Raw genomic sequence first — 24,789 nt, 5'->3', positions numbered from 1 at the left:
GGGTTTGTGAACTTATCTAGCGCGATCGCAGCATTTTTGCGGGTATTTTGTAAAAATGAATACAGAAATGCCAGCCGACCTGCCTCTTGTTTGCACAAGTTCTTGCGCACCAAGATAGGCCTGTCGCCCGCATTCACCCTTCAGAGGCGACCTCATGATCCCACAAGTCCATTCTCAAACTAACCTCAAACCAGCCGCTGGCTGGCAGCCGGTTTGTCACATCACCTACACCCGCGACACCTGGGTTAAGCTGGCCAACCTGCCCAATGCCTATGCCGCTGATGAGGCTAAGCTGCTGTGCCAAGAGTCGCCCGATACCTGGGTTGCCTGGGTGCCCGACCACGGCGAAACCGTGCTGCACAAAAGCCACTTTTACGCCTAATGCATCCCCCATCTCTCCCTGAGTCAGCCATCGACTGGGATGAGCTGTTTGACTACCTGCCCGGCACCCTCGTTGAGCAGGTAGACCAGCCTGGCATTATCTACGAAATTGAGGGCTACGAAGCCACCATGGTGCCACCGATCTGGCTCGTGAATGATCCGCGCCCGCGCTATCCCCACGAGCTGCGCATTGTGTCTCGGCAACGCGCTCGGGTCTGTGCGCTACAGCCGACATCGGCCCCAACTAAGACGATGCACCCCGTTTGATCAGTTTTTCTTGCCAGTTGCGCGACAGCAGGGGGCAACTGGCAAGTTCTGTCGCCGCCGCGCGATCGCCCAGATCGTGGTGCATAACGCGGTTGGCGCGGGCCACAGTCCACTCCGGGTAGGGGCGATCGCACAGCACCATCGCCATCCCCGGCTTGACCACACCCTCCTCTAGCACTCGAAAATACCAGCCGCTGCGGCCATTGGCCTTCACCTGAAGCGCCAGATCCTTCACCCGCCAGCGGCGAGATAGCTTCCAGCAGGGTTGCCGGGGCTGCGACACCTGCACCCGGGCGCTGCCGATCGCGTAGGTGTCGCCAATGCAGACCTCGGCCTCGGTCTGCCCCGTCACGGTGAAATTTTCACCAAAGCCGCCGTAGGGCAGATCGGGGTTGTGGAGGTGCGATCGCCAGTCGGGGTAGTGCTCAGCACTGTAAGCCAGCACCGCCTTATCCACCCCGCCGTGGTTCTTTAGGTCGGCCTGGCCGTCGCCCGCCAGGTTGGTGTAGCCCAGCCACACCTTGCCCTCAACGGGCTGCTTAAAGAATCCAGTAGTCCAGCGCTGATCCATCGGGTTGGTGGCGGTTTCGGTACCCAAGGTTTGGGGCAGGCCCACCTGAATCGAGACAATCTCAGGCATTGTGGTCAAACGACAGCGACAAAAAAAGAACGTGTCTCTGCTAAGACACACTCTTTCTAGGATACGTTTGTTGGGAGTGTAAGCAGAGTAAGCGCAAGAAAACCATCGAAAAATTGTGCTAGGTTGCGAGCCCTGCGGGGAATCACCTGAGCACCGCTGCTCTCAACAATCTGCTTCACCCAGCCCAAAAAGCAACGCTCTAAGGCTTCCGGGGCCATCCGCTCGAACAGCCGACGGTAGGTGTCGGCATGGAGCACCCCGTTCGGTAACGAGAACAGGGTGTCCAGCCATGCCTCGTGGCTCTCGGCATAGGTTTCGATGTCCTACCAACCCGTCGCTTCCCCAATGACGCCTACAATCGCAATCATCACAATGCTCAAGAACGAGTGCTCTATCCCCTGACTGCCGCGTGGATCTTCTAATTCAGCAAAGTGTGACTCCCACTGCTGTTGAATTGAGGCGGCATCAGTGGCCGCGCATAAGGGCGATCTGGGCTGACCGGCTTTAGCGGTCTCTTCGTTGGGAGCAAAGCCTTGGCTCATGGGGACTCGCTGAAGGTCTAGCTGAGGTGATGCTCTTAGCATGTCACAAACCTATTTTTCTTGCGCTTACCCTGAGCCCCTAATGGGCTGGCTCCTTTTTTTGCTGAGCAGGTTAGCTATTGGTGGGAAAAATTTTTGAGCTATATCCTAAAGCTAGGCGTTATGGAATGGCCTGTCTATCAACTTCCAATTGATTTAGAGGTTTGACCGACTGCTCCTGCTGAATATTTTGTTTTGAAGCGGGGTTCAATTATGATTCAGCATCACTCATCTATTAAAACCGCTTTAAAGGAGATTAAACACGGAGATCAAGCAGTGAACAACTCAAGCTGCCCCATCAATTCTCTGAAAGCCATGCTTTCTCAATATCCCTAAAAGGGTTTCGATCAGTTCAGAGAACGACTGTTCTGCCCGTCGAGAGATCGGCAAAGATTTTAACAAAACCATTGACAGGGAGGGATTCGACGCGATACATCATGGGCATAGGGCAATAATAATTTACAGCATGCAAAGTTTCTTGAAGTTTCGGCGATATTCGCACCAGAAGGGGTGGACATGAATGCCAACTTGATCGTGTCCAACATTTTGAATCCGCCGGTGCTATTTTTCTTTTTGGGAATGATAGCTGTTTTCGTTAAATCTGATTTAGAAATTCCGCCGCCGATTCCCAAGCTATTTTCGCTTTACTTGCTGCTGGCGATCGGGTTTAAAGGGGGCGTTGAGCTGACTAAAAGCGGCATTAACCAGCAGGTGGTGCTGACAATTTTGGCGGCGATCTTGATGGCCTGCGCGGTGCCGCTGTACACCTTTTTTATTCTGCGGCTGAAGCTCGACACCTATGACTCGGCGGCGATCGCCGCCACCTACGGCTCGATCAGCGCCGTTACCTTTATTACCGCCAGTGCCTTTCTCACTGAGCTAGGTATGCCCTTTGACGGCTTCATGGTAGCGGCCCTGGCCCTGATGGAATCTCCCGCTATTATTGTGGGGCTGATTCTGGTGAACTTCTTCGCCAGGGACGAAAAGCGAGAGTTTGTCTGGTCTGAGGTGCTGCGAGACGCCTTTCTTAACAGCTCGGTGTTCTTGCTGGTGGGCAGCTTAATCATCGGCGTTCTCACGGGGGAGCACGGCTGGCAGGTGTTATCGCCCTTCACCCAAGACCTGTTCTACGGCGTGCTGACCTTCTTCCTGCTCGATATGGGGCTAGTCGCCGCCAAAAGAATTAAAGATTTACAGAAAACTGGCATATTCCTGATTTCCTTTGCCATACTGATCCCAATTTTCAATGCCGGTATTGGACTGTTGATTGCCAGGGCGATTAATATGCCCCAGGGCGATGCGCTTTTGTTCGCGGTGTTGTGCGCTAGTGCCTCCTACATTGCAGTACCTGCAGCCATGAGGTTAACGGTGCCCGAAGCTAACCCAAGCCTGTATGTTTCTACGGCTTTGGCGGTGACGTTTCCGTTCAACATTATTGTTGGAATTCCGCTCTATCTGTACGGCATTAATCTGTTGTGGAGCTAAGCCCATGCACCTTGTTAAAAAGATTGAGATTATTGCCAACTCCTTTGAGCTGGCCAAGATTCTAGACAGCTTAAAAAAATCAGGAGTTCACGGCCATGCGGTCATTCGCAATGTAGAAGGCTCGGGGCTGCGAGAAGGCAGCGAAGACCTCGATATGACCATGCTTGACAATGTCTACATTATTGCGTTTTGTATGCCTGAGCAAATCAAAACCGTGGCCGAGAATGTCCGTCCGCTGCTGAACAAATTTGGGGGCACCTGCTACATCTCGGATGTGATGGAAATTCGCTCGGTGAAATGTGTAGCGTCGCTGTAAAGAATTGGGTTTTTTAGGAAGCGAGTTATGGAACATAGTGATAGAGGTATCGATCGCCGCCGGGTGCTGACCCTCGGCAGTGGACTGCTGGGACTGGCGGCTCTAGGGCCGTCCTTTTGGCCGATCAAAGCAGCAGCAGCGAAGTCTTTAGTGCCCTCAGCCCTCAGCCCTGAAGAGGCACTGAAGCGGTTGATGGACGGCAACCAGCGTTTTACTGGGCACCACCTGGAGCACCCCGATCAGTCGGAGGAACGGGTCAAGGAACTGACCCAGGCGCAGCATCCCTTTGCTACGGTGCTGAGCTGTGCCGACTCTCGGGTGACCGCCGAAATTGTTTTTGACCAGGGCCTGGGGGATATTTTTGACGTGCGGGTGGCGGGCAACATCGCCACCCCCGCCGTTATGGGCAGCATTGAGTACGCGGTGGAGCTGCTGGAAACGCCGCTGCTGATGGTGCTGGGCCACGAGCGCTGCGGGGCAGTGACGGCGGCGGTAGACCATGGGGTGCTGCCGGGGGAAATTGGCACCTTTGTCGCGGCGATTTTGCCCGCTGTGGAGCGGGTGAAGGACATGCCGGGGGACAGGGTTGATAATGCGGTGACGGCCAATGTGCGCTACCAGATGGAGCAGGTGCTGCGATCGCAGCTAGTGCGCGATCGCCAGCAGTCGGGCCAGCTCCAGGTGGTGGGTGCCCGTTACGATCTCGACACTGGCGCTATAACCTTAGTGACCTGATCTCGGCTTAGCCACAGTAAATTTGAGGGTAGGCAGCAGTCATGGCTAACCTTAGTGGCTTTTGCCTACCCTCACAATGCCCAGCGTTATTCCGGCAAGTCCAGGCTCTGTCGGTTATAGCTACGTATAGAAGGTATATCTAGAAGAACAGTACGGTCTTCGGGAATCTTCCCAGGCCGATTTTTTCACAGAATAGGCAGCCAATCTAGGGTCACTGACGAAGCTAGAAAAACGGCGTTGCTGAATGGCGGTTTGATTGCGCAGAATCCTGAACGAATCTGCATGACCTAAAGCGTTCAGTTCATCCCTTGAGTTAGCAACACCACAGTTCTCCCCTGAACCCCAGTGCTAGCCGCCGGGCCGGGCGAGGGGTTCCGACGGTGGAAAAGGTAAAGGGCGGTACCATTGGGGCCGGGTTTGAGGGAACGGCGAGGGCTGCGTCAGCTGCTGTTTGACCTGGTTGAGGTCTTGGTTGAGCTCGCGAATACGGCGCGACAGCAGACGAATGACGTTAACCGCAATGCCGGGGGTTTCGTCAATGGCGTCGTAGAGCTGCTGCTGGGTGAGCACCAGGCAGGCACAGGGTTCTAGGGTAGTGACCGAGGCCGATCGCGGCTCGGCATCAAACACCGACATTTCGCCAAAGCATTCGTCTTCTTTGAGCTGGGCCACTTCCTGCCCGCCAATGTGTACACTGACGCGGCCCGACACCACGATGTACATCGATCGCCCCTCCTGACCTTCGGTAATGATGGTGTAGTTGCTGTCGTAAAACACCTCATCCATCACCGAGGCCAGCCGCACCAAAAAGTCATCCCGCAGTTCTTTAAACATGGGGACATTGCGAATAAACAGAAGACGTTCGACGCTGTTTAACATACAGGGGCGGTTTGACCTAGAGAGCAACGGCGGGGAAACGGGGCCAAGATGCGTCAGCCTGCGGAGGGGCTCGGCTCCAAATTATAGGTGTTGAGCAGCTGTTTAACCTGGGCTAGCACCAGTGGGTCGGTGTCTTGCTGCATCAGGGGCAGCAGCTCCCGCAGGGCGCGGGGCGACGCCACGGCCAGGTAGGCCAGCACGGCCTCGCGCACAAAGCCGGTGGGGTGCTGGAGCGAGGCCAGGGTGTGCTCGGCGGTGAGATTCCACCGCTGCACGCGGGCCAGGTGAAAGCAGCAGGCAACGGCCCAGTCTGATAAAAAATTTCGCAGATCGAGCAGTTGACGCAGGCGATCGCGCGGCAGCATGGCTCCGTAGGGTATCAGCGGGGTAGACAGGGCCAGCAGCTTCAGCTTATCGGCGTCTAGGCGGCGATCGAGCAAGATCAAAATCGACCGTTTGTTGGCCACATCCACCACGTTGTCGAGAATTTCGATGCCCCTGGCCCATTGGGCTGCCGACCCGCTGAGGCTCACCTGGGCCGCCTGAATCGCCGTGGCGGGCGACACAAATCGCAGCAGCATAAACAGGCGTTCGGTAGCATCGGCCTGTAAGCCGTCGAGGGCCTCGCGCAGCAGGTCGGCCTCAGTACCGGCGACCCGGTTGGCGGCCAAATCGACCTTAGCCGCCAGCATTTGCCCAGCAAAGGCCAGCTCCGTATTTAGCAGATCTTCGATACCGCTGCGGCCCAGCATGCGGTCTAAGGCTCCGTCGATCAGAACCGATCGCTTCACCCCCACCTCCTGGTACAGACTGAGCAAGATCCGCAGAATGTGGCGGCGGGTGCTGCCCCAGGTAGTGATTAGATTCTGAATTAAAAATTCTAGGGCGGGTACGGTGCCAATATTGCCAATCACCTGCCAGGCCTGGTTGCGCAGAATTTCGGGACGGTAGCTGTCGAGGGCTAGTTCTTGGAGCATAGGCAGGGCCTCGTTGCCCAGGCGGGTGAGGGCGGCGACAGCGGCCTCGCGGGTTGACTTGTACTGGAGCGCCTTGAGCAGCGAAGGGTAGTACTTTTTGTACTGGGTGGCGGCGATCGCCTCCAGAATCGCCCGCCGCACCCGCAGCGACGGGTCTTGCAGCAGGTCGTCAATATAGATACTGAGGGATTCCATATAGTCGGCTTCCCCCAGGGCGCGGCAGCCCATCACCCGCTCCCGCTCTTCGTCATGCACCAGCATTTTGCGCAGGGTGGCAGTGGCCTCAGCCCGCTCCTGCAGGTTGCCCCGCCGCAGCATCAGCGAAGCCGCCGTGCCCCGCACCACCGCATCCACCTCCGGCGGCAGGTAGGGGCGCAGATCATTGATGTCAAAGCGCTCCTGGGCCAGCCACACGTAGCGTAGGGCGAGGGCCAAAATTTCAGGAGCCTGGTGGGGCACCTCTAGCAGCGTCTGCACCTGGTCGGTGTAGGCCGGGTTGGGATGCTCTAGCATGGCCTCCAAACTCTGCCGCTGGAGCGCCGGGGGGAGATCGGCTAAGCGGGGTGCCAAGATTTCGCCCACGTTTTTGGGGTCAATGTGGCTCAGCAGCTCAATGCACGATCGCTTGTTGGCGTCCAATCCAGGCTTTTCGAGCTGCTCAATAAAGGCCCGCTTGAGCACCCGCAGATTGGCGTCAGAAAAGGTCAGCAGGCCGCGCTCGGCCCCCCGCACCAGCAGGTTGAGGTAGCGCGATCGCAGCAGCACCATAATGGCAAACCACACCAGTGCCGCCACCACGGTGCCCAGCAAAAACAGCCGCGCCTGCACCAGGGTATCGACCAGCCCAATGCGGTTGCAAACGGCAATGGTGACCAAAATGGCCACCCCCGTGCCCCCCATCGACAACGGCTCGGCAATACCCCCCACCCACGACTGCACCGTGCTGCGCACCTGGTCAGGAATCGGCTGAAACAGAATTGGTCGCGTGGTGGCCACCAGCGTATACCGCAGCCACTCATCAAAAAACTTCAGCACAATTAGCCCGACAAACATGGCCATCAACCCCATGCGCACGGGGTAGCTGGCCACCAGCGTAATTACCCCAATCACCACAATTACCGAGGGCAGCACCAGAGCTACCGTAAACACCCCCTCCCGTTCGATCAGTCGGCTGGAGGTAAACCACTGGGTAAATAGCTCAATCAGCCCCAGCAGACCGCTAAAAAAGCCCAAAAAGGCGGCAATGGCATCGACATCGAGACTGGTTTCCAGCTGGTTAAAGAACTGAAACTCAATGGAGAACAGCAGCATCTGGGCCAGCACAAAGAACGAAAACAGCAGCACCACGTACTGCCGGATCGGCCCCTGGAGCCGCTGGCGCGACCTGAAGCTCTCCACTGACTCAGCATCTTCTGCCTGACGCCGGGGCGAGTCGGGGAAGGCGTGCTCATAGTTGCGGCTGAGGTGATACAAAATGGCCGCCCCCACCACCATCACCACAAAGGACAGCAACAGCACGTTTTGCAGCCCAATCAGCTTGAGCAGCAGATAGACCGAAAAGCCGCTGATCACATCGGCCACCAGGTTGCCGCTGCTGATGATCGGATACGCCCGCTTGATCTCGCGAATGTTGAACAACTGGTTGGCGGTCACCGACAGGTTGAGGTCGTTGAGGCCGTAGATGGCCTCAATCCACAGCCGCATCGAAAACACCATGGGAGCCGCCAGCCACGGTATCGTCAGCCCCCAGCGAAACCCCAAAATCGGCACGGCCATCAGCATAGCGATGATCACAATCACCCGGCGCAGCGGAAACAGCCGCTGCAGCCAGGAATAGACCACGCTCAGCCCCAGCCCTACCCCAGCACTAAAGATGTAAATCCACGGCAGGCTAGCTGCTCCGTATTGACCCAAGAACAGCGCCGCTGAACTGACCTCCAGCCACAAAATGCCCATGGAAGTGGCGGTGTAAAACGCAAACATCAGCAGCGTGCGCTCTTCTTCCCCAGGGCGCAGATTGATCAGATCGAGAAAGCGTCCCCTGAGGGACTGAATCTCTTTAGCGGGGCCAGATAAGCTCATGCCAGATGCAGTGACGGTGGGCTAATGCCTCAAGGATACCCAATCTGGTGGATGTGGACGGGTTCAGGGAGTTTGTGAAGGCAAGGTGGATGGAGCTGTGAGGATCAGGTGGCGATTGGGTGGGCTGGTTCTAACTTGTATTGACCGCCCTTGAGCAGCAGCAGCGTTGTTTATCGTTCAACCAGGCCGATTGTGAGGCCATTGCTTCGCGATCGCCAGTGCGGAGTATCGCTAGAGAGGAAAGGGGGAGGACTGAGGGAGTTTACTTTTCCCGGCGAAGAAATTGGTGAGTGAGTGGGGCAGGATGGTTTTAAGGCAGGGATTTTCGGGATAGTATTGAGGTTTGGTACCTTCCCCAATTTCGCGCCAGTCCCCAATTTCGCGCCAGTCCCCAGTTTCGCGAGTCAGCTGTGGCGCTGATACCCTCTACATTCCCAGGCCCTATGGTTAATCCCTCTATTTTCCCCAGTTCGGCTGTAGCTCCTCAGCAGGCCATCAAGCACACTATTTCTGTACTGGTTGAAGACGAGGCCGGGGTGCTGAGCCGCATTGCCGGTCTGTTTGCCCGGCGCGGGTTCAACATTGAGAGTCTGGCGGTGGGGCCTGCCGAAACCTCGGGTATTTCTCGCATTACCATGGTGGTGCCCGGCGACGATGCGGTGATCGAGCAGCTCACCAAGCAGCTCTATAAGCTGATCAACGTGCTCAAGGTCAACGATGTTACCGACACGCCCTGCGTCGAGCGGGAGCTGATGCTGCTCAAGGTGAATGCGAGCAGTACCACTCGGTCTGAAATTATTGAGTTCGCCCAGATCTTTCGAGCCCGTGTGGTGGATGTGTCAGAGGATTCTGTCACGCTGGAGGTGGTGGGCGACCCCGGCAAGATGGTGGCGATCGTGCAGGTGCTCAATCGCTTTGGCATTCGCGAGATTGCCCGCACGGGCAAAATCTCTCTGCCCCGCGAGTCGGGGGTCAACACCGAGTATCTCAAGTCGCTAGAACGGAAATTTCAGTAGTCAGTCTCAGCCGCAAGCCAGGCAGGTTTGCAAGTTGAAATGTTGGTAGGTTGAAACGTTTCAACCCGCAGGACTGGTAGCCTGTTAACCGTCAGACTTGCCCACCTGCTAATTTCCGTAGCCCGCTAAACCAAATTTTTCTATGTCTACCCAATCAACTATTCCGGTTGTGGTCAACGGAGCCTACGGCAAAATGGGCCGCGAGGTGATTAAAGCCATCGATCAAGCCGAAGACATCACCCTAGTGGGGGCGATCGGCAGAAATCCTGAGCTAATGGGCCAAGACATCGGCGAGGTGATCGGCTACAAACCGCTGGAAGTGCCGGTCATGAACGACCTGGAGGCAACCCTGGTGGCCGCCCAGAGTGAGGGCCTGGCAGTGATGGTTGACCTCTCCCATCCCGACAGCGTGTATGAGTCGGTCAGAGCGGCGATCGCCTACGGTGTGCGCCCCGTCGTCGGTACCACCGGCCTCAGCAACGCGCAGATTCGCGACCTGGCGGAGTTTGCCGACAAGGCCAGCATCGGCTGCCTGATCGTGCCCAACTTTTCCATTGGGGTGGTGCTGATGCAGCAGGCGGCTCAGCAGGCGGCCCAGTACTTCGACCATGTGGAGATTATCGAGCTGCACCACAACCAAAAGGCCGATGCCCCCAGCGGTACCGCCGTGCAGACCGCCCAGATGCTGGCGGAGGCGCAGAAATCTTTTAATGCGCCTTTGGTCAAAGAAACCGAGACCATGCCTGGGGCGCGGGGTGGGACGACGGCGGAGGGCATCAATATCCACAGCGTGCGGCTGCCGGGGCTAATTGCCCACCAGGAGATTTTATTTGGTTCTCCGGGGCAGCTCTATACCCTGCGCCACGACACCAGCGATCGCGCCAGCTTTATGCCCGGGGTACTGCTCTGCATTCGCCGGGTGATGGCTCTGAAATCGCTCATCTACGGGTTAGATAAGGTTCTCTAACCCAGGAGCTAGGGCTGCTCTAGCTGGCGCTGCTTCCGAGCGAGCTGGCGCGATCGCACCCGCCGCACCAGGGGCAGACCGCCAAAATAGCTGGCCACCCCGGCCACTAGACCCACTACAGCGCTGCCCAGCATCAGCCGCACCGACACCTCGGTGCCCATATCCATCCAGCTGTTGAGGGTGTCGAGGTCTTTAAAGGTCTGGGTCGGGCCACCGCCCAGCAGCCAGTGCCCAACCTGATAGTTGAAGGCAAAAATAGGTACGTAGGTGAAGGGATTACTGACCCAGGTGGCCGCCGCCGCCATCAGGCGATTGCCCCGCAGCACCGTGGCTACTGCCACTCCCAGAATGGTCTGAAACCCAAACAGCGGAAAACAGCCCGCAAACACCCCGGCGGCCATGCCCCGAGCCAGCTGTTCAGGGGAACCCTGAAGCCGCAAGAAGCGCAGATAAATGTAGCGGATCTGCCGTCGCCACTGAGGCTGAGACATTTTGCGCATTGCAGACTTTGGACTAGGGGACAGATCGGCGGTGGTCATAGATGAGGATAAACCAGAAGCTAAACTCCCCGGCACCGCCAAGGGAGAAGGTCAAGAGAAAGCGATCGACGCTGTTGGTGACGCAGCCTTTGCCGACCAGCTTGATAAACTACCAGGGAAAAGGCCACCGATTTTTTGGCGGCAGAACCTTAAAAGTGCGTAAAGATTCTTTTCTATTGTACCCAGCCAGACTGAGTTTTATAGAGTTTGCCCAGGGAGTTCAAGATCACTTCACCGTGCAGGATGAATGACATGGATGGTGCTGCCGCCGCCGTTTTGCCACCCCAGCCCCGATCTCCAATCCAAGGGGAAACGATCGTGGCGATCGCCACCGCCATTGCCCCCCAGCAGGGCAGCGTCGGCATTGTGAGGCTGTCGGGGGCTGAGGCCGTGGCGATCGCCCGCGCCCTGTTCCACGCCCCGGGGCGGCAGCGCTGGGAGAGCCACCGCATTCTCTACGGTCATGTGCGCGATCCCCGCACCCGGCAGCCCATAGACGAAGCCCTGCTGCTGCTCATGCTGACCCCTCGCTCCTACACCCGCGAAGACGTGGTGGAGTTCCACTGCCACGGTGGGCTGATGGCGGTGCAGCAGGTGCTCCAGCTCTGCCTCAGCCAGGGGGCGCGGCTGGCGGAACCGGGCGAATTTACCCTGCGGGCGTTTCTGAACGGACGGCTGGATCTGACCCAGGCCGAAGGGGTGGCCGATCTGGTGGCAGCCCAGTCAACCCTGGCGGCGAAGACGGCGCTGGCGGGGGTGCAGGGCAAGCTCACCCAGCCCATCCGCCAGCTGCGCTCGACCTGCCTTGACGTGCTGGCCGAGGTGGAGGCTCGCATCGACTTCGAAGACGACCTGCCGCCCCTGGATGAGCAGACGGTGCGATCGCAGTTAACAGCCGTGCTAGCGGAGATCGATGGCATGCTGGCCACCGCCGAGTCGGGGGAACTGCTGCGCACCGGGCTCAAAGTGGCGATCGTGGGCCGCCCCAACGTGGGCAAGTCGAGCCTGCTGAATGCCTGGAGTCGCAGCGATCGCGCCATTGTCACCGACCTGCCCGGCACCACCCGCGACGTGGTGGAGTCGCAGCTGGTGGTGGGCGGCATCCCCATTCAGGTGCTCGATACGGCGGGCATTCGCGAGGCCAGCGACCCCGTGGAGCAGGTGGGCATCGCGCGATCGCGCCAGGTGGCCCAGGGGGCTGATCTGGTACTGCTCACCATCGACGCCGTCGCCGGGTGGACTGAGGCCGACCAACAGCTCTACGAGTCGGTGCAGGAAAATTCTTTAATTCTGGTGATTAACAAGGTCGATCTAGTCCCTGCCGATGGGGTGAAGGATCTCGTTTTCCCTGGTGACTGGCCTGTTGTTCACACCGCCGCCGCTCAGCAGCAGGGGATTGACGCCCTAGAGCAGGCGATTCTCAATGCGATCCACTCTGACCAGCTCACCACGGCCAATTTGGAGTTTACCGTCAATCAGCGCCAGGGAGCGGCCCTTACCGCGGCTCGCAATGCGCTCCACCAGGTGCAGCAAACCATTGAAAATCAGCTGCCGCTAGATTTTTGGACGATTGATCTAAGAATTGCGATCGCCGCCCTGGGCAGCATTACCGGCGACGAAATCACCGAATCTATGCTCGATGAAATCTTCAGCCGATTCTGTATTGGCAAGTGATCCTGCGATTTTGAAGAATCACTCTGCTAAATTGACAAGTTGTTTGTAGTAGCGAGCAAGCTAGGCTTCTAGTGCGGCAACCCGTTGCTGCTCTTGCTGCAAGACTTGGGCCAGTTCATCGGGGATCAGCACCGCTTTTTCATCGCCAGGGTGAGACCATCGGCGATGGGAACTAGGCTGGCAACGACGCGATCGTCATTGTGAATCGCTTCATTGAGGCGGCGCAGGGTGTTAGTGCGGCCATCTTGCACGGCGGGATCGGCCACCTGGCCCGACCACAGGACGTTGTCTAAGACAATAAGACCGCCAGGGCGCACCAATTTTAGTGCTTGCTCATAGTAGGTGGGGTAGCCGCTTTTGTCGGCGTCGATAAAGGCAAAGTCGAAGCTGTTGGTTTCGCCAGTTTCAATAAGCTGATCTAGGGTTTCGGTCGCCGGGGCAATGCGTAGGTCAATCTTGTGGGCAACCCCAGCTTTTTCCCAGTAGCGGTGGGCGATCGCCGTGTACTCCTCACTCACATCGCAGGCTACTAGCCGCCCCTCTGGAGGCATGGCCAGTGCCACCCGCAGCGCACTATAGCCCGTAAAAACGCCGATCTCTAGCGCCTTGGTCACCCCCAATAGCTGTACCAGCAGCGCCATAAACTGGCCTTGTTCGGGAGCAATCTGCATTTGGGCCATGGAGTGCTGGGCCGTTTCATGGCGCAGAGCAACGAGCACCTCGGGTTCATGTACCGAGTGGTCGAGCAGGTAGCGATACAAGCGATCGTCGAGGGGCAGGGTTTGATTGCTCATAGCAGCTAAGGAGGGGCGCAGACGTACAGAATAGCCCAACGAAATTGAGAAGAAAGTCAGGGGTTTTGCCAACCCAGGCCAGAATCTGACTTACCATAGCACCGCACAGCTCTGACCCTCGACCTTGGTTTGGGATGGGTCGTAGGCCCACGGGAGGATACTGCGATGGACGCGGATTCGGTCGTGCAAGTTTCAGCCATGACCGGCTGGATTATTGGCGTCAGCCACAATAAAGACCGGGGCTACCAGTGCTGGATTGTGAAGCCTGACCTGGACGTGCTCAGCGACGGCACTTTCTACACCACTAGCAGTGCGGCTATGTCGGCAGGGCGCGCCTTTGTGGAGCGCTACCGCTAGCAGACTAAGCACGCCTTAAGCCATTGAACAGACGCAGAATCTGCCCTACGCCGCTGCTTGCGCCACACCGTAGCGGGCACACAGCACCCGCCTCATCTGCCGCATATTGCCCGGCAGATCGGTCTTAATTGCCTGCTCAATTAGAAACGACGGCACTGGAATGGTCGGCGCGGCCTGTACTGAGTAGGTCAGCAGCGTGCCCTGGTTAAAGTCTTGCAGATGCAGGTCTGCCGCAAAGTGGGAGAAGGTGCCCTGCTCTAGGCGAAACTGAATCGCTTCACAGGCGGTTTCAACCACCTTGAGGTAAATTTCGACCTGGGCGGTCAGCATCATAAAACCCTTGCGCCCGACCTGGTAGAGACGGCGATAGCGCTGAGTTGCGGTTTTCACGGTCTCTAGCACTTCACTGTGCACAATATTGGGAAAGTACTGAGTCCAGCAGCTGTAGTTGGTGACCTGGGGCCAAATCTGAGGGCGGGCCAGGGGTACATACATGTGGGCCGTAACAGCGCCGCTGGCGTCCCCAGTCTGAGACTTGAGTAAGACATCTCCCCTGAGCAGTGCCACCTGGTCGCCGGGAGAAAACTGGGCGAGAAACCCGATTTCTGACCTAACCCCGTGGATACCCTGAGCTTCGCTAATCACCATCGCTCGATCTCTCCTAACAACGCGACCTGATTTTATGCCGGCACCCGCCACCGTCCAGCTAAGGAGGGGAGGTTAAACAACTGGCCCTGGGGCGATCGCAAGCCCCAGATAGGCCCGCTACCCTGGTCAAGGCTGCGGCACTGGCCCATGCTAGCGCTGCGTCGCCTGCCTTTCTATTAAAGGTGAGACAGTTTCGTAGCGTAGGGAGGACGGTAGTATCATTACGGGGCTTTCACCAATGCCCTCAGTATTCCCCCGTAGCCTAGTGAAAGCTTTACAAATGGAGACATTGCCACCATGGGCCGTCGTCGCTACCCGCTGCAACCCCTGACCAAACTTTTTTTAGCGGCCCTTGGCCTAACCGCCATTGTGTGGGTTCTACGAGGCCTGTCGCTGCTGGCCTTTTTACCGGGTCTGGTAATCTGGCTGCTGGTTTTGCTGTGTTTTGGTTTAGGCATTGTCAGCAGCCTCCAGCGCATTCGCTAGGGGCCGATCCTGGAGCGGTGCTGGGGGCGATCGCCCGGCTCCCCTGCCAGTAAAAATCGCTCCCGCTCCGGCAGACCTGGACTTTTTTGCCAGCGCAGCGTCCACAACGTCGGTGGATTCAAAGCTTTAGGGTCAGATGCGTCGGGCATTGGAACCCCTGCAGCAGACCTCGTCTGTCCCTATTCTCGACGCTTGATTTTGAAAGAGTCAAAGGACGGCGGGGGCGGGGGGGGCGTAGGCCGCCCCCAGGGTCGGTGAACGGCTCCCCGATGGCGCAGAATGCTGAGGTTAATCTGCGCCCCCACTGGCACCAGCAGAATCAGCGCGTACAGCGTTGCCAAGTTCAGGCCGAGAATTAGTAAGCGATCGTAGGCGATTCCCTGGTGGATCAGCCAGTCTAGCCCCCAGTGTCGCAGGCCCAAAACCCCCAGGGCCAGGGCCAAGGCCACCCTGACGCCGGGCCATAGCGCTAAGCCCGGTAACCAGCGCTGAGGGGCGAGGCGATAGACCAGCGCTAGGCCGGCACCCCCAATACCTATAGCTAGCGCCCAGCGACCCAGACGAATTAAGCCGACCCAGCGCCCGGCGATCGCCGCTGACTCTAAATCGCCGCCCGCCAGGCTCACTGTCAGCCCCAACCCCCCCAGGCCTAGCAAGGTCATTCCCCAGGGCAGCAGGCGACTGCGCCAGGGGGAGAGGGCGTTAGAGGGAGAGGTCAAAACCGCCGCCACCAGCCCCACTAGCTTGTGAGTACCGGCAACTAGGCAAAACCATGCCCCTAGCCCCACTAGGCTGAGCCCCCAGCGGCCAGGAGAGGCAATTGGCGCGGCGGCATTAGCCATTCCCAACATAGTTTGGAGGCCGTGGGCCAGCCCCACAGTCCCTGGAGGAAGCATCGTACGCTGCTCCAGGTGGAGCAGCACAAAGCTAAACCCCAGCAGGCCCAGCAGCCAAAGAAATGCGATCGCAGCCGCAACCTCTGCCCAACGCGATCGGGCAGCCTGCTGCCCCACCTCACGCCAGAGCTGCCCGCTGCCGTAGACAGACAGCATACTGCCCCAAAGAGCAGGGCTCAGATAAGATAGAAGCCGCTTCACCATGGCCCCTATCTTGCCATAGGCACCAGGGTTTGGGGCGAGCTGACGCAGCAGGTCGGGGGGAATAGTTCGCCGAGCCGAGCCAAGCCTATTCCAGCTAAAAAATTATCCTTTCCCAGAACGCGAACTTGGCCCGTGGGGCTGGTCGCGGTGAGATTCTGGATAAGTGTGTTGTGGTTGGCACAATCTACGCCCGATAGACCGGCAGAGTAAAGAAAAAAGAGCTGCCTGCCCCAGGGGCCGAGTCGACCCAAATTTGACCGTAGTGGGCGCGCACAATCCGCTGACAAAGGGCTAGCCCCAGCCCATAGCCCTCCTGGGTAACATCGCGCTGCAGACGATAGCTCTCTTCAAAAATTTTGTCGCGGTTCTCGGGAGGAATACCAGGGCCGGTATCCATGACGGCAACTTGCACCTTTTGGGTAGTGCGGTGCAGCGCGATGATCGAGACCTGCCCCCCCTGGGGCGTATATTTAATGGCGTTGTCGAGCAGGTTGGTGACCACTCGCTTGACCTGGGTACCGTCGGCGTAAACCGTGGGCAGATCTTGCGGGATTTCTGCGGTTAGACTCTGCTGTTTTTCCTGAAGCCGGTTTTGAAAGGCGTCTACTACCTCCATGCACAGTGCCGGTAAATTCAGCTCCTGGGGCACAATCTGAAGCTCCATGGAAGCCCCCCGAGCCGCCTTGAGAATGTCGGTAATCATCCGATTGATGGCCCGAATTTGAGTTTTAGCATGCTTCAGCAGCTGCCCAGTGAGCTCAGGGCTCAGGGTAATGTTGCGGGTTTGGTTGGGGGCATAGCCCAACTCCAGGGTTTCAACCGCAATGGAGGCAGCGGTGAGGGGGTTGCGCAGGTCGTGGGCCATCATGGCAATGATGCGATCTTTGAAGCGCAGCTGGGCCTCTAGCTCTTCGCGAGTCTGGTTGAGCCGAAAGATTTCGTCAGAGAGCTTCATGAGCTCAGCGGAGTTGGTCAGAAGCTCGGTTTGCTGAGCCGAATCAGCAGACTGACCAGGCTCAGCCTCTATATCTACATCTGCCAAGTTGAGCGTATCAAGGTGCTCTTGCTGCCACTTGGGCCACCAGCGCTCCAGCTGGTTAACAATGTCGCTGCCGGCCAGCATCTGCTGCGGGGCTGGGGAAATTTTGATCAGTGCAGGGCTCGCTACCAGCTTGTAGTGCTCGGCCAGATAGGGCTGTTCGCCGATGTCAACAACGTCTAGGTTGAATTCAAAGTGGGCTTCTAAAGTTTTCAGGTACTGTTTAATCTGGCGCATCTGCCGGGCCAAGCTGGGCCGCTTGTCAATAAACAACAGCAGTTTGAGGGGTACCCGAACATCGTCAAAGGAAGTGGAGGAACCCTCCATTACTGTCTCCTACACATCTGAAAACCAGTTTCTATCTACGATTTTACCCTGACTCTTAGGTCTCTACGGCCCAACTGAGGACCGCAGCCAATTTTAACCAGTTGCAAAGCTGGCCCATCGGCAGATGCCTAATCGGAGTATTGGCCCGAAACTATACCTAGTGGCAAAACTTAGTAGTAAAACCCAGTAGTAAAACAAGCTGCGGACAGCGCGATCGCCCCCTGGGCAGATTGCAGAATCCACGGCTAATCAGGGCCAATTGCAAACAAAAAACCACCACTGACAAGAGTTGTTACGGTTCACTGTCAGGGTGTAAGAGTGGTTGCCAGGGTCTACTACATTAAATTTAAGCCACAGAACCCGAAAGGGGCACGGAGCGGCGCGTTGGGGCATTGAGCTAGAGAGAGAACTAAGTCTCTCAATGACCCGTTAGCGATTCAGAAAACTAAATGGTAGGGGGCAATAGTAATGGGTATCAAAACGTTTCAATCCAAGCTATTTCCTTCCCTGGTAAACCGATTTGCAAGCCAGGGACGGAATAGCGATCGCCGACCCCTAGTCTATGGATTGTTGGGCGCAGCAGCTGTGGTTGCCCTGGGCACGGCTGCCCGGGCTCAAACTGCAGACAGTCAGATGGCTCGCGAGTCCCTAGCAGTGGCCCAGACTACCACTGAATCCGCAGCCGAGCGCTATTTGTTTGGCCAAGTTCCTCAACCTGACCAGATCGGCCAAGGTTATGTGGTGCTAGAGCGTACGGGCGATCGCGTCTACGGTGCGCTGTACTACCCTAGCTCCTCCTTCGACTGCTTTGAGGGTCAGGTGCAGGGTGACGAAGTCGCCATGACCGTTATCAATAGCTACGACCCATCAGACACCTATCCCTATAGCCTGGCCATGGCTGAGGGGCCTGCAGTAGCCGCTAGCGATGCCTCCGGTGAGCTAGTTCCCTTCGGCCTCGAAGGATTCCATGCCATTGGCAGTCTCAGCGAAAACGACCACCGCATGCTCGATGTCTGCCGTGGGGTTGTGGATCCCGCCCCATAGCCATAGCCCAGATTGAGCCGGTTCGAAGTTGGTCCAGCCGTTACCCAGTTAACTGTTGAAAGGGGAGTGCTAGTTTATGCTTAAAGCTCCCCTATTATCGTTGCAGGTCGCGTGAACGCAGCAGAACAGGCCAACAGCATTGAGTTCGCCAGCAAAATTGCCGCCGTAGTGGGCCTTTTTAAGGCCGAGTTCCCCGATCTGCGGGCTGATCTTAAGCCCTGGGCCAACGACCCCGATACTCGCGATTTAGTAGATCCTGACTCCATCGACGTGGGTTTTCACTTCCCTGGGGTAAGTCGGTTGTTTCAGTGCCGCAGTTTGCTAGTGCAGATTCGCCTATATACCGATCCTGAAAACGATGGAGAGCCCGAAACCTCTCCCCAACGACGAGTGATTGGTCTTGATCTAGCGGGGTTCGACCACCGCGGTAAGCGCTGGAGCCTATCGACTATCGACAATTGGGTGTTTTCCGGGGAGGTTACCCCCGATCCGACCTGCCGTGAACGCCTAAGGCGCTGCTGTCGGCAGGTGTTTAGTCTGTTTAATCCATCGCAAACCTCCTCCGAACCAGACCGCTTCTAAACCGCAGTCCGTTCTGGATGGCAGGTGTCTGTGGCACGAGTGAGACTTTGACCATCGGGGCAGTCTCAGCATCAGGGCTCCTGCCACCGATGTAGATTTGACCCAATGCAGCTCTATCGCATCGCTCAAGAATTGTCGTAGACGTCACTTCAGTCAGCGAGCCTATAGATGAGGGGGCGACAGCAAAGTTCAGTATCAGTATTAGTCTTCCAGCACATCCAGCACTACCTTGGGCTGTAGCTTGGTCTTAAACCAAACCACCTGGGCCGGGACGTTTGCCATATCCACTCCAGCATTCTCTAAGTTGAGTCGTTCTGACACAGCTAAAATCAGGTTATCGCGCCCCGACCTGCGAACCTGGGCAAACTTCTTGCGCAGATATTCGGGTCGCCAGTAGCCGACGATCTCCAGCAAATATTCTCGCCCATCGGGATGCACCAGGCGAAAGTCGGGGATCATGACGCTACCGGGCAGCGGTACCAGGTCTACTTCCCGTTCCAGCCGCCAGGGGGTTTTAGTCGGCCAGCGGCTGACAAACGACTCTTCAATCATGCTGTCGTAGGTCTTGCCGGGGGGGTAGTGGGTGACTAGACCACAGTCGCTGTCGAGGGTGAACTGGCGCGTCTTCACCTGCTGGGTAAAGGTGTCTTTCATCTGCAGTGTCGCCGTCAGTCGCCACTTGCTGACATGCAGAATGGCGGGGATCAGCTTGGCAATATCGACCCCATAGCGAGTGCTGGCCTTAAATAGGCTAGCCGGGCCGTCGATGGTGATGGTAAACCCCTGGTCAGCATCGCCCTCAATGTAGGTCATCAAGCGAAACAGCTTTAGGTAGCGAAACATCAGCTTGTACTCGCCGGGGTCGTTACGGTACAGGTGCATTGCCAGATCACTGGCTTTGTAGAACACGCCCTGGGTCTGCGACAGGTTGTAGCGGTGGATGAGTACGTCGGGAGTGGGCGGCTCAAACTCAATCAGGATGTGGTTGTCCTGGCGATCGGCGTAGAGCCCCTGACGCAGGTCAGCTACCGAAACTTCGCGATCTAGCTCTTCAGAAAGCTGCTGGCCAAGCGTTGTCAAATGGGTCTCAGCCGCGATCGGCGACGGAATTGCCTGGGCTGCCAGAGCAAACACCCGCCGCCGTAGTTCGATCGGTTCCAGCGGGCTCACCACGTCAAAGGTGGCAAAGCTGTTGCGCAGAATGTGGGCCAGCCCGCGTTTGATACGGTAGTTAGTGTCTTCGCCCTCCAAATCTTGCAGCTGGCGATTGAGGTCGCCCTGGGTACGGCCCACCTGCTGTTGGAAAAGCTGGATCAGATCGGCTGCGATCGCCCGATTCGCCCCATCCAGTGCCAGCCGCTTCGGCTGAATCGCCTCCCCTTGAAACCGATAAATTAGCAGCTCGCTCGGTAACGTTGACCTCACCTCCAGGAAGAATACAAACGGGCCGCAGAGGCCTCTAGATTGGCCCTAAGATTGAATCACAGCGGGGGCATAGCCCGCACCCACGAATCTTAGCGAATATCACCATGCTTAACTTCCAGCCGCTGGGCTTTATTCAGCAGGCCCTTGCCACAGACCTAGGGGTCATGGCCTACTACACCCCCGGCGGCTGGCCCTGGCAAGAGGAACCTAATGCTACCCGTCCTCCCCTGGTGTTTCTCCACAGCCTGGGGGGCGGCTCCTCCGCCTTTGAATGGTCCAAGGTCTACGCTGCCTTTGGCGCGACCCATCGGGTGATCGCGCCTGACCTGATTGGCTGGGGCCAGTCAACCCATCCCGCCCGTTCCTACTCAACGGAGGATTACTTCTATATGATTGCCCACCTGCTGGAGTCGGTGGCTGAGCCCCCCACCCTGGTAGCGGCCACCTCCCTCACCGCCGGGGTGGTGATTCGCCTAGCGGGCATACGGCCCGATTTATTCAAAGGACTGTTTCTGATATCGCCCTCTGGCAACAGCGACTTTGGCCGTGACTACAAAGCCAGCCTGCCCGCCCTGCTGGCCAGCACACCCGGCGTAGACAAGCTGCTGTACCAGGTAGGGGCCGCTAATGAACTAGCGGTGCGATCGTTCCTCTCGACTTTTCTCTTCGCCGATTCACGCCGCATCACTCCTGAAACCGTGCAGGCCTACCTCACCTGCATCCAGCAGCCCAATGCCGAATACGCAGCCTTGGCCTCCCTCACTGGGGCCATTAGCTTTGATCTATCGCGCTACATTCATCAGCTTCAAACTCCCACTACCATTGTGCTTGGATCCAGGTCGCGGTTTACGGCACCAGCCACAGTCAAGCGGCTGGCGAGCCTCAATCCAAAGGCAGTGCAGCGGGTCATCGAAATCCCTAATTCTGGAGTACTGCCCCATGTTGAGCAACCCGCCGTAGTAAGCGGCCTGCTCAGACAGTTTCTAACCCACTGCACAGACTAGCTACATTTTTCCGCTGGGGAGAGGAGAAACGCCCCAGTAGAAAAGTCGCGCTAACGGGGCCAATGGTACGTTGGCAAAGCCTATCTACATGATATAAAGAGCACCACCTATCAACTCAATTCCGCGCCAGCCACTTTTGGCCGTTAAGCCGCCTCAGCGTAAACAGAACCATCAGATCTAGCGTGATTTTGCGCTCGTCGCCCATGAACTGCTCGATAGTGCTGGGTTGCGACCCCTGGTCGGCAAAGTAGAACAGCTTAGGGCTAGTGATACTGTCTTTGGTGAAGGCGATATTAAACTGGCGATTCCCCGAAGGGGAGGCTTTCTCTGAAAGAGACGCTTCGCGATCGCCCGTTTGCCATTGCCCCTTTACATGCCAGTACTGCTCATCGTCGCTGACCCCAAACACGCCCAGGGGCTGCTGATCTAGCGTCAGCTGAATATCGTCAAGGCCTTTTTCCTTCAGCGCCGATTTTAGCGTTGGAATAAAGTGCTGCTCAATAAACTCAGTAAACGGCTTGTCCTCTAAGGCTGGAGGCTTTTCTTTCTTAGGAGCAGCCTTAGGGGCAGCTTTGGGGGCGGCAGCCTCGGCCTTGGGGGAGGGAGCAGCCTCAGCCGAAGCAGAATCTACTGGGGGGGTCTTTTCGTCAGCCATACAAAGGGAAAACCTACAACAGCAATCGGGGCAGTCTCAGTGGGTCGAGTCGCTCACCCAGTTGGTCTTTCCCATACTAAAGGAAAGGTCTCTAAAACGCATGCTTTGCCAAACAGAAAACGGTATCTGCCTTTGAGGCAGATACCGTTTTCTGATCAGAAATTTGCTCTGCCCCTAGCCCTGGGGAGCCAGATGCAACATCTCTTTGCGGATAGTGGCCATGTCAGAGTTGGTGCCGTTGCCATGACCAATACCGATCGCCTCTAGGTCGCTCTCTACCATGAGGTGCACCAGTTCCTCAAAGGTGACGCTGGGCTCCCAGCCCAGAGCCTGGCGGGCTTTAGTTGAGTCACCAATTAGCAGTTCCACTTCGGCGGGCCGCAGGTAGCGGGGGTCAAATTCCACGTAGTCGTGCCAGTCGAGGTTGACGTGGTTGAAGGCAATGTCTAAAAACTCACTGATGGCATGGGTTTCGTTGGTGGCTACGACATAGTCGTCGGGCTGATCTTGCTGCAGCATCAGCCACATAGCCTTGACATAGTCTTTGGCATAGCCCCAGTCGCGCTTGGCGTCGAGATTGCCCAGGTACAGCTTTTTCTGCTGACCGGCCACAATACGGGCCACCGCCCGGGTGATTTTGCGGGTAACGAAGGTTTCGCCACGCCGGGGCGATTCGTGGTTGAACAAAATGCCGTTGCAGGCAAACAGATTGTAAGACTCCCGATAGTTGATGGTTTGCCAGTGGGCAAAGACCTTAGCGCAGGCGTAGGGACTGCGAGGGTAAAAGGGCGTCGTTTCTGTTTGGGGAATTTCTTGTACCTTACCAAACATTTCCGAGGAACCCGCCTGGTAAAAACGGACTTCTAACCCCGTGCGCTGCTGGTAGTCACGAATGGCCTCTAGAAGTCGCAGCGTACCCATACCAACGCAATCTACGGTGTACTCGGGCGAATCAAAACTCACCCGTACGTGGGATTGAGCGCCCAGGTTGTAGACCTCTTGAGGCTGCACCTGCTCCAGAATACGGCGCAGCATGGTGCCATCGGTCAGGTCGCCATAGTGCAAAAACAGACGCGCTTCGGCGCTGTGGGGATCAATGTAGATGTGGTCGATGCGGTCAGTATTAAATGTAGAGGTACGGCGAATAATGCCGTGAACCTCGTAACCTTCATCTAGAAGTAACTCTGCTAAATAAGATCCATCCTGACCGGTAATACCAGTAATTAGGGCGCGTTTGGATTGGCTCATAGGGTATAAATCTGTACGGCAGTGCTTAGCTGACCAAGCTTAATACAATCAGTGCGTTACTTAAATACAATCGAGTGAGTTCACCTAAGAGTACCCAAATTACCGCCTAAACGGTTAGGTGCTCCGTTGTTAGGTACCCACGAGCCAGATAAGGCACATCCACTACCACACCCTTAGCCGCGCCAATATTGACCGCTAAGCCAGCTCCACCAGCTTTGGTGCGAATGTAGCCCAAACCCCTGAGCCCACCAGGAGCCTCAACCACGCTGGTGAGTAAACCCACTTTTTCAGTGCCTGCAAAAATAACTTCCCCTGGGTCAACCGCGCCGCTGAGCTGAATCCCCCAGAGCTGCTGTTTTACTCCCTGGTAGGTGTTGAGTCGGGCGATGGTCTCCTGCCCGATGTAGCATCCTTTATCGAAGGAAATTGCGTCCCACAGACCCGCTTCGAGAGGATTGTAATCCTCGGTGAGTTCGCGCTCTGGGGCCGGACGCCCCTGCTGCACCCTGAGCTGTTGCCACAGGGATTCTCCCGCTGGGGTAACTCCAGCGGTGGTGAGAAGCCGCCATACCGATGCCGCGTCTTTTGTGGGCATGAGGAGAGTATAGCCGACTAGAGCAAGACCACTGCCTACTGCGAGGCGTAGAGACACACCGTCAAGGTTAACGCTGCGGTGGTGGGCCATGGGCCAATCGGTCTCTACTTCAACCCCCAGACTTTTGAGTACAGCAGCGCTGCCAGGCCCAACCAGGGAAAATACGGCCATATCTTCGGTCAAATTGGTCAGTGATACCTGATCGGCTGGAAAGATGTAGCGATCCATCCAGTTCATGAGGCGCTGATCTTGGCCCGGGGAGGTGAGAATCAGCAGCGCCTCATCGGTTAGGTAGACGGTGGTCAGGTCAATGGTTCTAGCGGTAGAGGTGACAAATACGGTGTCGCAGCCTTCGCCAGGCTGGCGCTGGGTAAAGGTGTTGGTGGTCTGATTGTGGATAAACCGGAGGCGATCGCCCCCAGACATTTGAAGTACGCCCCAGTGGCTGCGATCGAACAGCGCAACCCCCGTCTCAACCGCCTCTAGCCCAGCAGCGTTGCCGAAGGTTATGGGGACACCCTCTGATGAGAACGTTGCGCCTTGGCACTGCTGTAAATCGCGGAGTGATTGGATCATGAGAATACGGTATCTCTCGTTTCGGTGACATATGCCGATGGGGTTTGACTATTTTAGGCGTTGCGAGGGGCGATCGCTCCCCCAACGCAAAAGCGCCCCCCGCAGGGAGCGCTTTTTGCCTAATCAATCAATGGGGTAGTCACAAGGGACTAGCCGATGATTTCAGGTGCCTCAGCCGTGGCCAGGTCAAGGGGGAAGTTGTGAGCATTGCGCTCGTGCATCACTTCCATACCCAGGTTCGCACGGTTGATCACATCCGCCCAGGTGCCAATCACACGACCTTGGCTATCGAGGATCGACTGGTTGAAGTTGAACCCGTTCAGGTTGAACGCCATGGTGCTGATGCCCAGGGAGGTGAACCAGATGCCAA

Annotated in this window: 29 protein-coding genes and 1 pseudogene; 14 read left to right on the top strand and 16 right to left on the bottom strand. The window is 57.1% G+C overall.

The annotated features are described in order from the left end of the window. Nucleotides 1-154: 154 nt before the first annotated feature. Entirely contained in the window at nucleotides 155-382 is a 228-nt protein-coding gene (locus tag VB780_RS29720) for a hypothetical protein (RefSeq protein WP_323354809.1), read from the top strand. Continuing rightward, nucleotides 382-648 carry a hypothetical protein gene (locus VB780_RS29715; protein ID WP_323354808.1) on the top strand — a complete coding sequence of 89 codons (267 nt, stop codon included), beginning with the start codon at nucleotides 382-384 and terminating at the stop codon, nucleotides 646-648. Before VB780_RS29720 ends, VB780_RS29715 begins: the two co-directional genes overlap by 1 nt. Here VB780_RS29715 and VB780_RS29710 read toward each other — a convergent pair. The 3 genes from VB780_RS29710 to VB780_RS29705 are packed head-to-tail and all read right to left on the bottom strand — an operon-like array spanning nucleotide 626 to nucleotide 1,830. Then, the gene (locus tag VB780_RS29710) at nucleotides 626-1,288 is read right to left on the bottom strand and encodes an MOSC domain-containing protein (RefSeq protein WP_323354807.1); all 663 of its coding nucleotides are present in this window, start codon (nucleotides 1,286-1,288) and stop codon (nucleotides 626-628) included. The genes VB780_RS29715 and VB780_RS29710 overlap by 23 nt on opposite strands. 56 nt (nucleotides 1,289-1,344) lie before the next feature. Then, nucleotides 1,345-1,608 (bottom strand): transposase family protein, encoded by a 264-nt coding sequence (locus VB780_RS31555; RefSeq protein ID WP_416349279.1) that lies wholly within the window; start codon nucleotides 1,606-1,608, stop codon nucleotides 1,345-1,347. A gap of 3 nt (nucleotides 1,609-1,611) precedes the next feature. Further along, nucleotides 1,612-1,830, bottom strand: a complete 219-nt coding sequence (locus VB780_RS29705; RefSeq protein WP_323354806.1) for a transposase family protein — start codon at nucleotides 1,828-1,830, stop codon at nucleotides 1,612-1,614. Nucleotides 1,831-2,385: 555 nt separating this feature from the next. On the opposite strand from VB780_RS29705, the gene VB780_RS29700 reads away from it, so the two are divergent. From VB780_RS29700 to VB780_RS29690, 3 genes are read left to right on the top strand one after another with little or no spacing between them, the layout of a single operon-like run. Next, entirely contained in the window at nucleotides 2,386-3,354 is a 969-nt protein-coding gene (locus tag VB780_RS29700; RefSeq protein ID WP_323354805.1) for a sodium-dependent bicarbonate transport family permease, read from the top strand. A 4-nt stretch (nucleotides 3,355-3,358) separates the two neighbouring features. Then, complete coding sequence (locus VB780_RS29695; protein ID WP_323354804.1) at nucleotides 3,359-3,670, top strand: P-II family nitrogen regulator; 312 nt, start codon at nucleotides 3,359-3,361, stop codon at nucleotides 3,668-3,670. A 27-nt stretch (nucleotides 3,671-3,697) separates the two neighbouring features. Further along, the gene (locus VB780_RS29690) at nucleotides 3,698-4,405 is read left to right on the top strand and encodes a carbonic anhydrase (RefSeq protein WP_323354803.1); all 708 of its coding nucleotides are present in this window, start codon (nucleotides 3,698-3,700) and stop codon (nucleotides 4,403-4,405) included. A 348-nt stretch (nucleotides 4,406-4,753) separates the two neighbouring features. Here VB780_RS29690 and VB780_RS29685 read toward each other — a convergent pair whose 3' ends face one another. Beyond that, nucleotides 4,754-5,239 (bottom strand): cyclic nucleotide-binding domain-containing protein, encoded by a 486-nt coding sequence (locus tag VB780_RS29685; RefSeq protein WP_323354802.1) that lies wholly within the window; start codon nucleotides 5,237-5,239, stop codon nucleotides 4,754-4,756. 98 nt (nucleotides 5,240-5,337) lie between these two features. Continuing rightward, nucleotides 5,338-8,343 carry a HEAT repeat domain-containing protein gene (locus VB780_RS29680; protein WP_323354801.1) on the bottom strand — a complete coding sequence of 1,002 codons (3,006 nt, stop codon included), beginning with the start codon at nucleotides 8,341-8,343 and terminating at the stop codon, nucleotides 5,338-5,340. 494 nt (nucleotides 8,344-8,837) lie between these two features. Between VB780_RS29680 and ilvN the strand changes: the two genes are divergently transcribed. Continuing rightward, nucleotides 8,838-9,359: an acetolactate synthase small subunit gene (gene ilvN, locus VB780_RS29675; RefSeq protein ID WP_323354831.1), complete on the top strand. Its 522-nt coding sequence runs from the start codon at nucleotides 8,838-8,840 to the stop codon at nucleotides 9,357-9,359. Nucleotides 9,360-9,501: 142 nt separating this feature from the next. Beyond that, on the top strand, nucleotides 9,502-10,326 hold the full coding sequence (dapB, locus tag VB780_RS29670) for a 4-hydroxy-tetrahydrodipicolinate reductase (RefSeq protein ID WP_323354800.1): 825 nt from the start codon (nucleotides 9,502-9,504) through the stop codon (nucleotides 10,324-10,326). Nucleotides 10,327-10,334: 8 nt separating this feature from the next. Here dapB and VB780_RS29665 read toward each other — a convergent pair whose 3' ends face one another. Beyond that, on the bottom strand, nucleotides 10,335-10,817 hold the full coding sequence (locus tag VB780_RS29665; RefSeq protein WP_323354799.1) for a DUF2062 domain-containing protein: 483 nt from the start codon (nucleotides 10,815-10,817) through the stop codon (nucleotides 10,335-10,337). Nucleotide 10,818: 1 nt separating this feature from the next. On the opposite strand from VB780_RS29665, the gene VB780_RS29660 reads away from it, so the two are divergent. Continuing rightward, nucleotides 10,819-11,028 (top strand): hypothetical protein, encoded by a 210-nt coding sequence (locus VB780_RS29660; RefSeq protein ID WP_323354798.1) that lies wholly within the window; start codon nucleotides 10,819-10,821, stop codon nucleotides 11,026-11,028. A gap of 80 nt (nucleotides 11,029-11,108) precedes the next feature. Continuing rightward, nucleotides 11,109-12,539, top strand: a complete 1,431-nt coding sequence (gene mnmE / locus VB780_RS29655) for a tRNA uridine-5-carboxymethylaminomethyl(34) synthesis GTPase MnmE (protein WP_323354797.1) — start codon at nucleotides 11,109-11,111, stop codon at nucleotides 12,537-12,539. Between the two features lie 125 nt (nucleotides 12,540-12,664). Here mnmE and VB780_RS29650 read toward each other — a convergent pair whose 3' ends face one another. Continuing rightward, nucleotides 12,665-13,333, bottom strand: a complete 669-nt coding sequence (locus VB780_RS29650; protein ID WP_323354796.1) for a class I SAM-dependent methyltransferase — start codon at nucleotides 13,331-13,333, stop codon at nucleotides 12,665-12,667. Nucleotides 13,334-13,498: 165 nt separating this feature from the next. On the opposite strand from VB780_RS29650, the gene VB780_RS29645 reads away from it, so the two are divergent. Then, nucleotides 13,499-13,690, top strand: coding sequence for a hypothetical protein (locus tag VB780_RS29645; protein WP_190628873.1), 192 nt, complete (start codon nucleotides 13,499-13,501; stop codon nucleotides 13,688-13,690). A gap of 45 nt (nucleotides 13,691-13,735) precedes the next feature. Here VB780_RS29645 and VB780_RS29640 read toward each other — a convergent pair whose 3' ends face one another. Next, nucleotides 13,736-14,338 (bottom strand): SRPBCC family protein, encoded by a 603-nt coding sequence (locus tag VB780_RS29640; protein WP_323354795.1) that lies wholly within the window; start codon nucleotides 14,336-14,338, stop codon nucleotides 13,736-13,738. Between the two features lie 297 nt (nucleotides 14,339-14,635). Here VB780_RS29640 and VB780_RS29635 point away from each other — a divergent pair, with 297 nt between their 5' ends. Next, entirely contained in the window at nucleotides 14,636-14,824 is a 189-nt protein-coding gene (locus VB780_RS29635) for a hypothetical protein (protein WP_190628870.1), read from the top strand. Here VB780_RS29635 and VB780_RS29630 read toward each other — a convergent pair. The 3 genes from VB780_RS29630 to VB780_RS29620 form a co-directional block, all read right to left on the bottom strand. Continuing rightward, the gene (locus tag VB780_RS29630) at nucleotides 14,821-14,973 is read right to left on the bottom strand and encodes a hypothetical protein (protein WP_323354794.1); all 153 of its coding nucleotides are present in this window, start codon (nucleotides 14,971-14,973) and stop codon (nucleotides 14,821-14,823) included. The genes VB780_RS29635 and VB780_RS29630 overlap by 4 nt on opposite strands. 30 nt (nucleotides 14,974-15,003) lie before the next feature. Continuing rightward, nucleotides 15,004-15,876 carry a hypothetical protein gene (locus VB780_RS29625; protein ID WP_323354793.1) on the bottom strand — a complete coding sequence of 291 codons (873 nt, stop codon included), beginning with the start codon at nucleotides 15,874-15,876 and terminating at the stop codon, nucleotides 15,004-15,006. Nucleotides 15,877-16,108: 232 nt separating this feature from the next. Beyond that, nucleotides 16,109-17,290, bottom strand: a complete 1,182-nt coding sequence (locus VB780_RS29620; RefSeq protein WP_323354792.1) for a histidine kinase — start codon at nucleotides 17,288-17,290, stop codon at nucleotides 16,109-16,111. A 633-nt stretch (nucleotides 17,291-17,923) separates the two neighbouring features. On the opposite strand from VB780_RS29620, the gene VB780_RS29615 reads away from it, so the two are divergent. Together VB780_RS29615 and VB780_RS29610 are read left to right on the top strand one after the other, a co-directional pair. Continuing rightward, nucleotides 17,924-18,334 carry a hypothetical protein gene (locus VB780_RS29615; protein ID WP_323354791.1) on the top strand — a complete coding sequence of 137 codons (411 nt, stop codon included), beginning with the start codon at nucleotides 17,924-17,926 and terminating at the stop codon, nucleotides 18,332-18,334. A 111-nt stretch (nucleotides 18,335-18,445) separates the two neighbouring features. Then, nucleotides 18,446-18,916 carry a hypothetical protein gene (locus VB780_RS29610; protein ID WP_323354790.1) on the top strand — a complete coding sequence of 157 codons (471 nt, stop codon included), beginning with the start codon at nucleotides 18,446-18,448 and terminating at the stop codon, nucleotides 18,914-18,916. A gap of 201 nt (nucleotides 18,917-19,117) precedes the next feature. Here VB780_RS29610 and VB780_RS29605 read toward each other — a convergent pair whose 3' ends face one another. Beyond that, a complete protein-coding gene (locus VB780_RS29605) occupies nucleotides 19,118-20,341 on the bottom strand; it encodes a DUF790 family protein (RefSeq protein WP_323354789.1) in 1,224 nt (407 codons plus the stop codon). A 104-nt stretch (nucleotides 20,342-20,445) separates the two neighbouring features. Here VB780_RS29605 and VB780_RS29600 point away from each other — a divergent pair, with 104 nt between their 5' ends. Further along, the gene (locus VB780_RS29600; protein ID WP_323354788.1) at nucleotides 20,446-21,345 is read left to right on the top strand and encodes an alpha/beta hydrolase; all 900 of its coding nucleotides are present in this window, start codon (nucleotides 20,446-20,448) and stop codon (nucleotides 21,343-21,345) included. 115 nt (nucleotides 21,346-21,460) lie between these two features. Here VB780_RS29600 and VB780_RS29595 read toward each other — a convergent pair whose 3' ends face one another. The 4 genes and pseudogenes from VB780_RS29595 to VB780_RS29580 form a co-directional block, all read right to left on the bottom strand. Then, entirely contained in the window at nucleotides 21,461-22,000 is a 540-nt protein-coding gene (locus VB780_RS29595; protein ID WP_323354787.1) for a DUF2996 domain-containing protein, read from the bottom strand. A 174-nt stretch (nucleotides 22,001-22,174) separates the two neighbouring features. Further along, the gene (gene gmd, locus VB780_RS29590; RefSeq protein WP_323354786.1) at nucleotides 22,175-23,248 is read right to left on the bottom strand and encodes a GDP-mannose 4,6-dehydratase; all 1,074 of its coding nucleotides are present in this window, start codon (nucleotides 23,246-23,248) and stop codon (nucleotides 22,175-22,177) included. 106 nt (nucleotides 23,249-23,354) lie between these two features. Then, nucleotides 23,355-24,419, bottom strand: coding sequence for a folate-binding protein (locus VB780_RS29585; protein ID WP_323354785.1), 1,065 nt, complete (start codon nucleotides 24,417-24,419; stop codon nucleotides 23,355-23,357). Between the two features lie 149 nt (nucleotides 24,420-24,568). After that, nucleotides 24,569-24,789 (bottom strand): annotated as a pseudogene (locus tag VB780_RS29580) (photosystem II q(b) protein); the annotation flags it as partial.

Source organism: Leptolyngbya sp. CCNP1308 (genome assembly GCF_034932455.1).
GTDB lineage: Bacteria > Cyanobacteriota > Cyanobacteriia > Phormidesmidales > Phormidesmidaceae > Nodosilinea.
The sequence above is the reverse complement of the archived record's forward strand: the minus strand, read 5'-3'. Positions and strand labels throughout refer to the sequence as shown.

Excerpts from the sequence above, each read along its gene's own strand:
- VB780_RS29720 (WP_323354809.1), top strand. The coding sequence starts at position 155 with ATGATCCCACAAGTCCATTCTCAAACTAACCTCAAACCAGCCGCTGGC.
- VB780_RS29715 (WP_323354808.1), top strand. The coding sequence starts at position 382 with ATGCATCCCCCATCTCTCCCTGAGTCAGCCATCGACTGGGATGAGCTG.
- VB780_RS29710 (WP_323354807.1), bottom strand. The coding sequence starts at position 1,288 with ATGCCTGAGATTGTCTCGATTCAGGTGGGCCTGCCCCAAACCTTGGGT.
- VB780_RS29705 (WP_323354806.1), bottom strand. The coding sequence starts at position 1,830 with ATGAGCCAAGGCTTTGCTCCCAACGAAGAGACCGCTAAAGCCGGTCAG.
- VB780_RS29700 (WP_323354805.1), top strand. The coding sequence starts at position 2,386 with ATGAATGCCAACTTGATCGTGTCCAACATTTTGAATCCGCCGGTGCTA.
- VB780_RS29695 (WP_323354804.1), top strand. The coding sequence starts at position 3,359 with ATGCACCTTGTTAAAAAGATTGAGATTATTGCCAACTCCTTTGAGCTG.
- VB780_RS29690 (WP_323354803.1), top strand. The coding sequence starts at position 3,698 with ATGGAACATAGTGATAGAGGTATCGATCGCCGCCGGGTGCTGACCCTC.
- VB780_RS29685 (WP_323354802.1), bottom strand. The coding sequence starts at position 5,239 with ATGTTTAAAGAACTGCGGGATGACTTTTTGGTGCGGCTGGCCTCGGTG.
- VB780_RS29680 (WP_323354801.1), bottom strand. The coding sequence starts at position 8,343 with ATGAGCTTATCTGGCCCCGCTAAAGAGATTCAGTCCCTCAGGGGACGC.
- dapB (WP_323354800.1), top strand. The coding sequence starts at position 9,502 with ATGTCTACCCAATCAACTATTCCGGTTGTGGTCAACGGAGCCTACGGC.
- VB780_RS29665 (WP_323354799.1), bottom strand. The coding sequence starts at position 10,817 with ATGTCTCAGCCTCAGTGGCGACGGCAGATCCGCTACATTTATCTGCGC.
- mnmE (WP_323354797.1), top strand. The coding sequence starts at position 11,109 with ATGAATGACATGGATGGTGCTGCCGCCGCCGTTTTGCCACCCCAGCCC.
- VB780_RS29650 (WP_323354796.1), bottom strand. The coding sequence starts at position 13,333 with ATGAGCAATCAAACCCTGCCCCTCGACGATCGCTTGTATCGCTACCTG.
- VB780_RS29645 (WP_190628873.1), top strand. The coding sequence starts at position 13,499 with ATGGACGCGGATTCGGTCGTGCAAGTTTCAGCCATGACCGGCTGGATT.
- VB780_RS29640 (WP_323354795.1), bottom strand. The coding sequence starts at position 14,338 with ATGGTGATTAGCGAAGCTCAGGGTATCCACGGGGTTAGGTCAGAAATC.
- VB780_RS29635 (WP_190628870.1), top strand. The coding sequence starts at position 14,636 with ATGGGCCGTCGTCGCTACCCGCTGCAACCCCTGACCAAACTTTTTTTA.
- VB780_RS29630 (WP_323354794.1), bottom strand. The coding sequence starts at position 14,973 with ATGCCCGACGCATCTGACCCTAAAGCTTTGAATCCACCGACGTTGTGG.
- VB780_RS29625 (WP_323354793.1), bottom strand. The coding sequence starts at position 15,876 with ATGCTGTCTGTCTACGGCAGCGGGCAGCTCTGGCGTGAGGTGGGGCAG.
- VB780_RS29620 (WP_323354792.1), bottom strand. The coding sequence starts at position 17,290 with ATGGAGGGTTCCTCCACTTCCTTTGACGATGTTCGGGTACCCCTCAAA.
- VB780_RS29615 (WP_323354791.1), top strand. The coding sequence starts at position 17,924 with ATGGCTCGCGAGTCCCTAGCAGTGGCCCAGACTACCACTGAATCCGCA.
- VB780_RS29600 (WP_323354788.1), top strand. The coding sequence starts at position 20,446 with ATGCTTAACTTCCAGCCGCTGGGCTTTATTCAGCAGGCCCTTGCCACA.
- VB780_RS29595 (WP_323354787.1), bottom strand. The coding sequence starts at position 22,000 with ATGGCTGACGAAAAGACCCCCCCAGTAGATTCTGCTTCGGCTGAGGCT.
- gmd (WP_323354786.1), bottom strand. The coding sequence starts at position 23,248 with ATGAGCCAATCCAAACGCGCCCTAATTACTGGTATTACCGGTCAGGAT.
- VB780_RS29585 (WP_323354785.1), bottom strand. The coding sequence starts at position 24,419 with ATGATCCAATCACTCCGCGATTTACAGCAGTGCCAAGGCGCAACGTTC.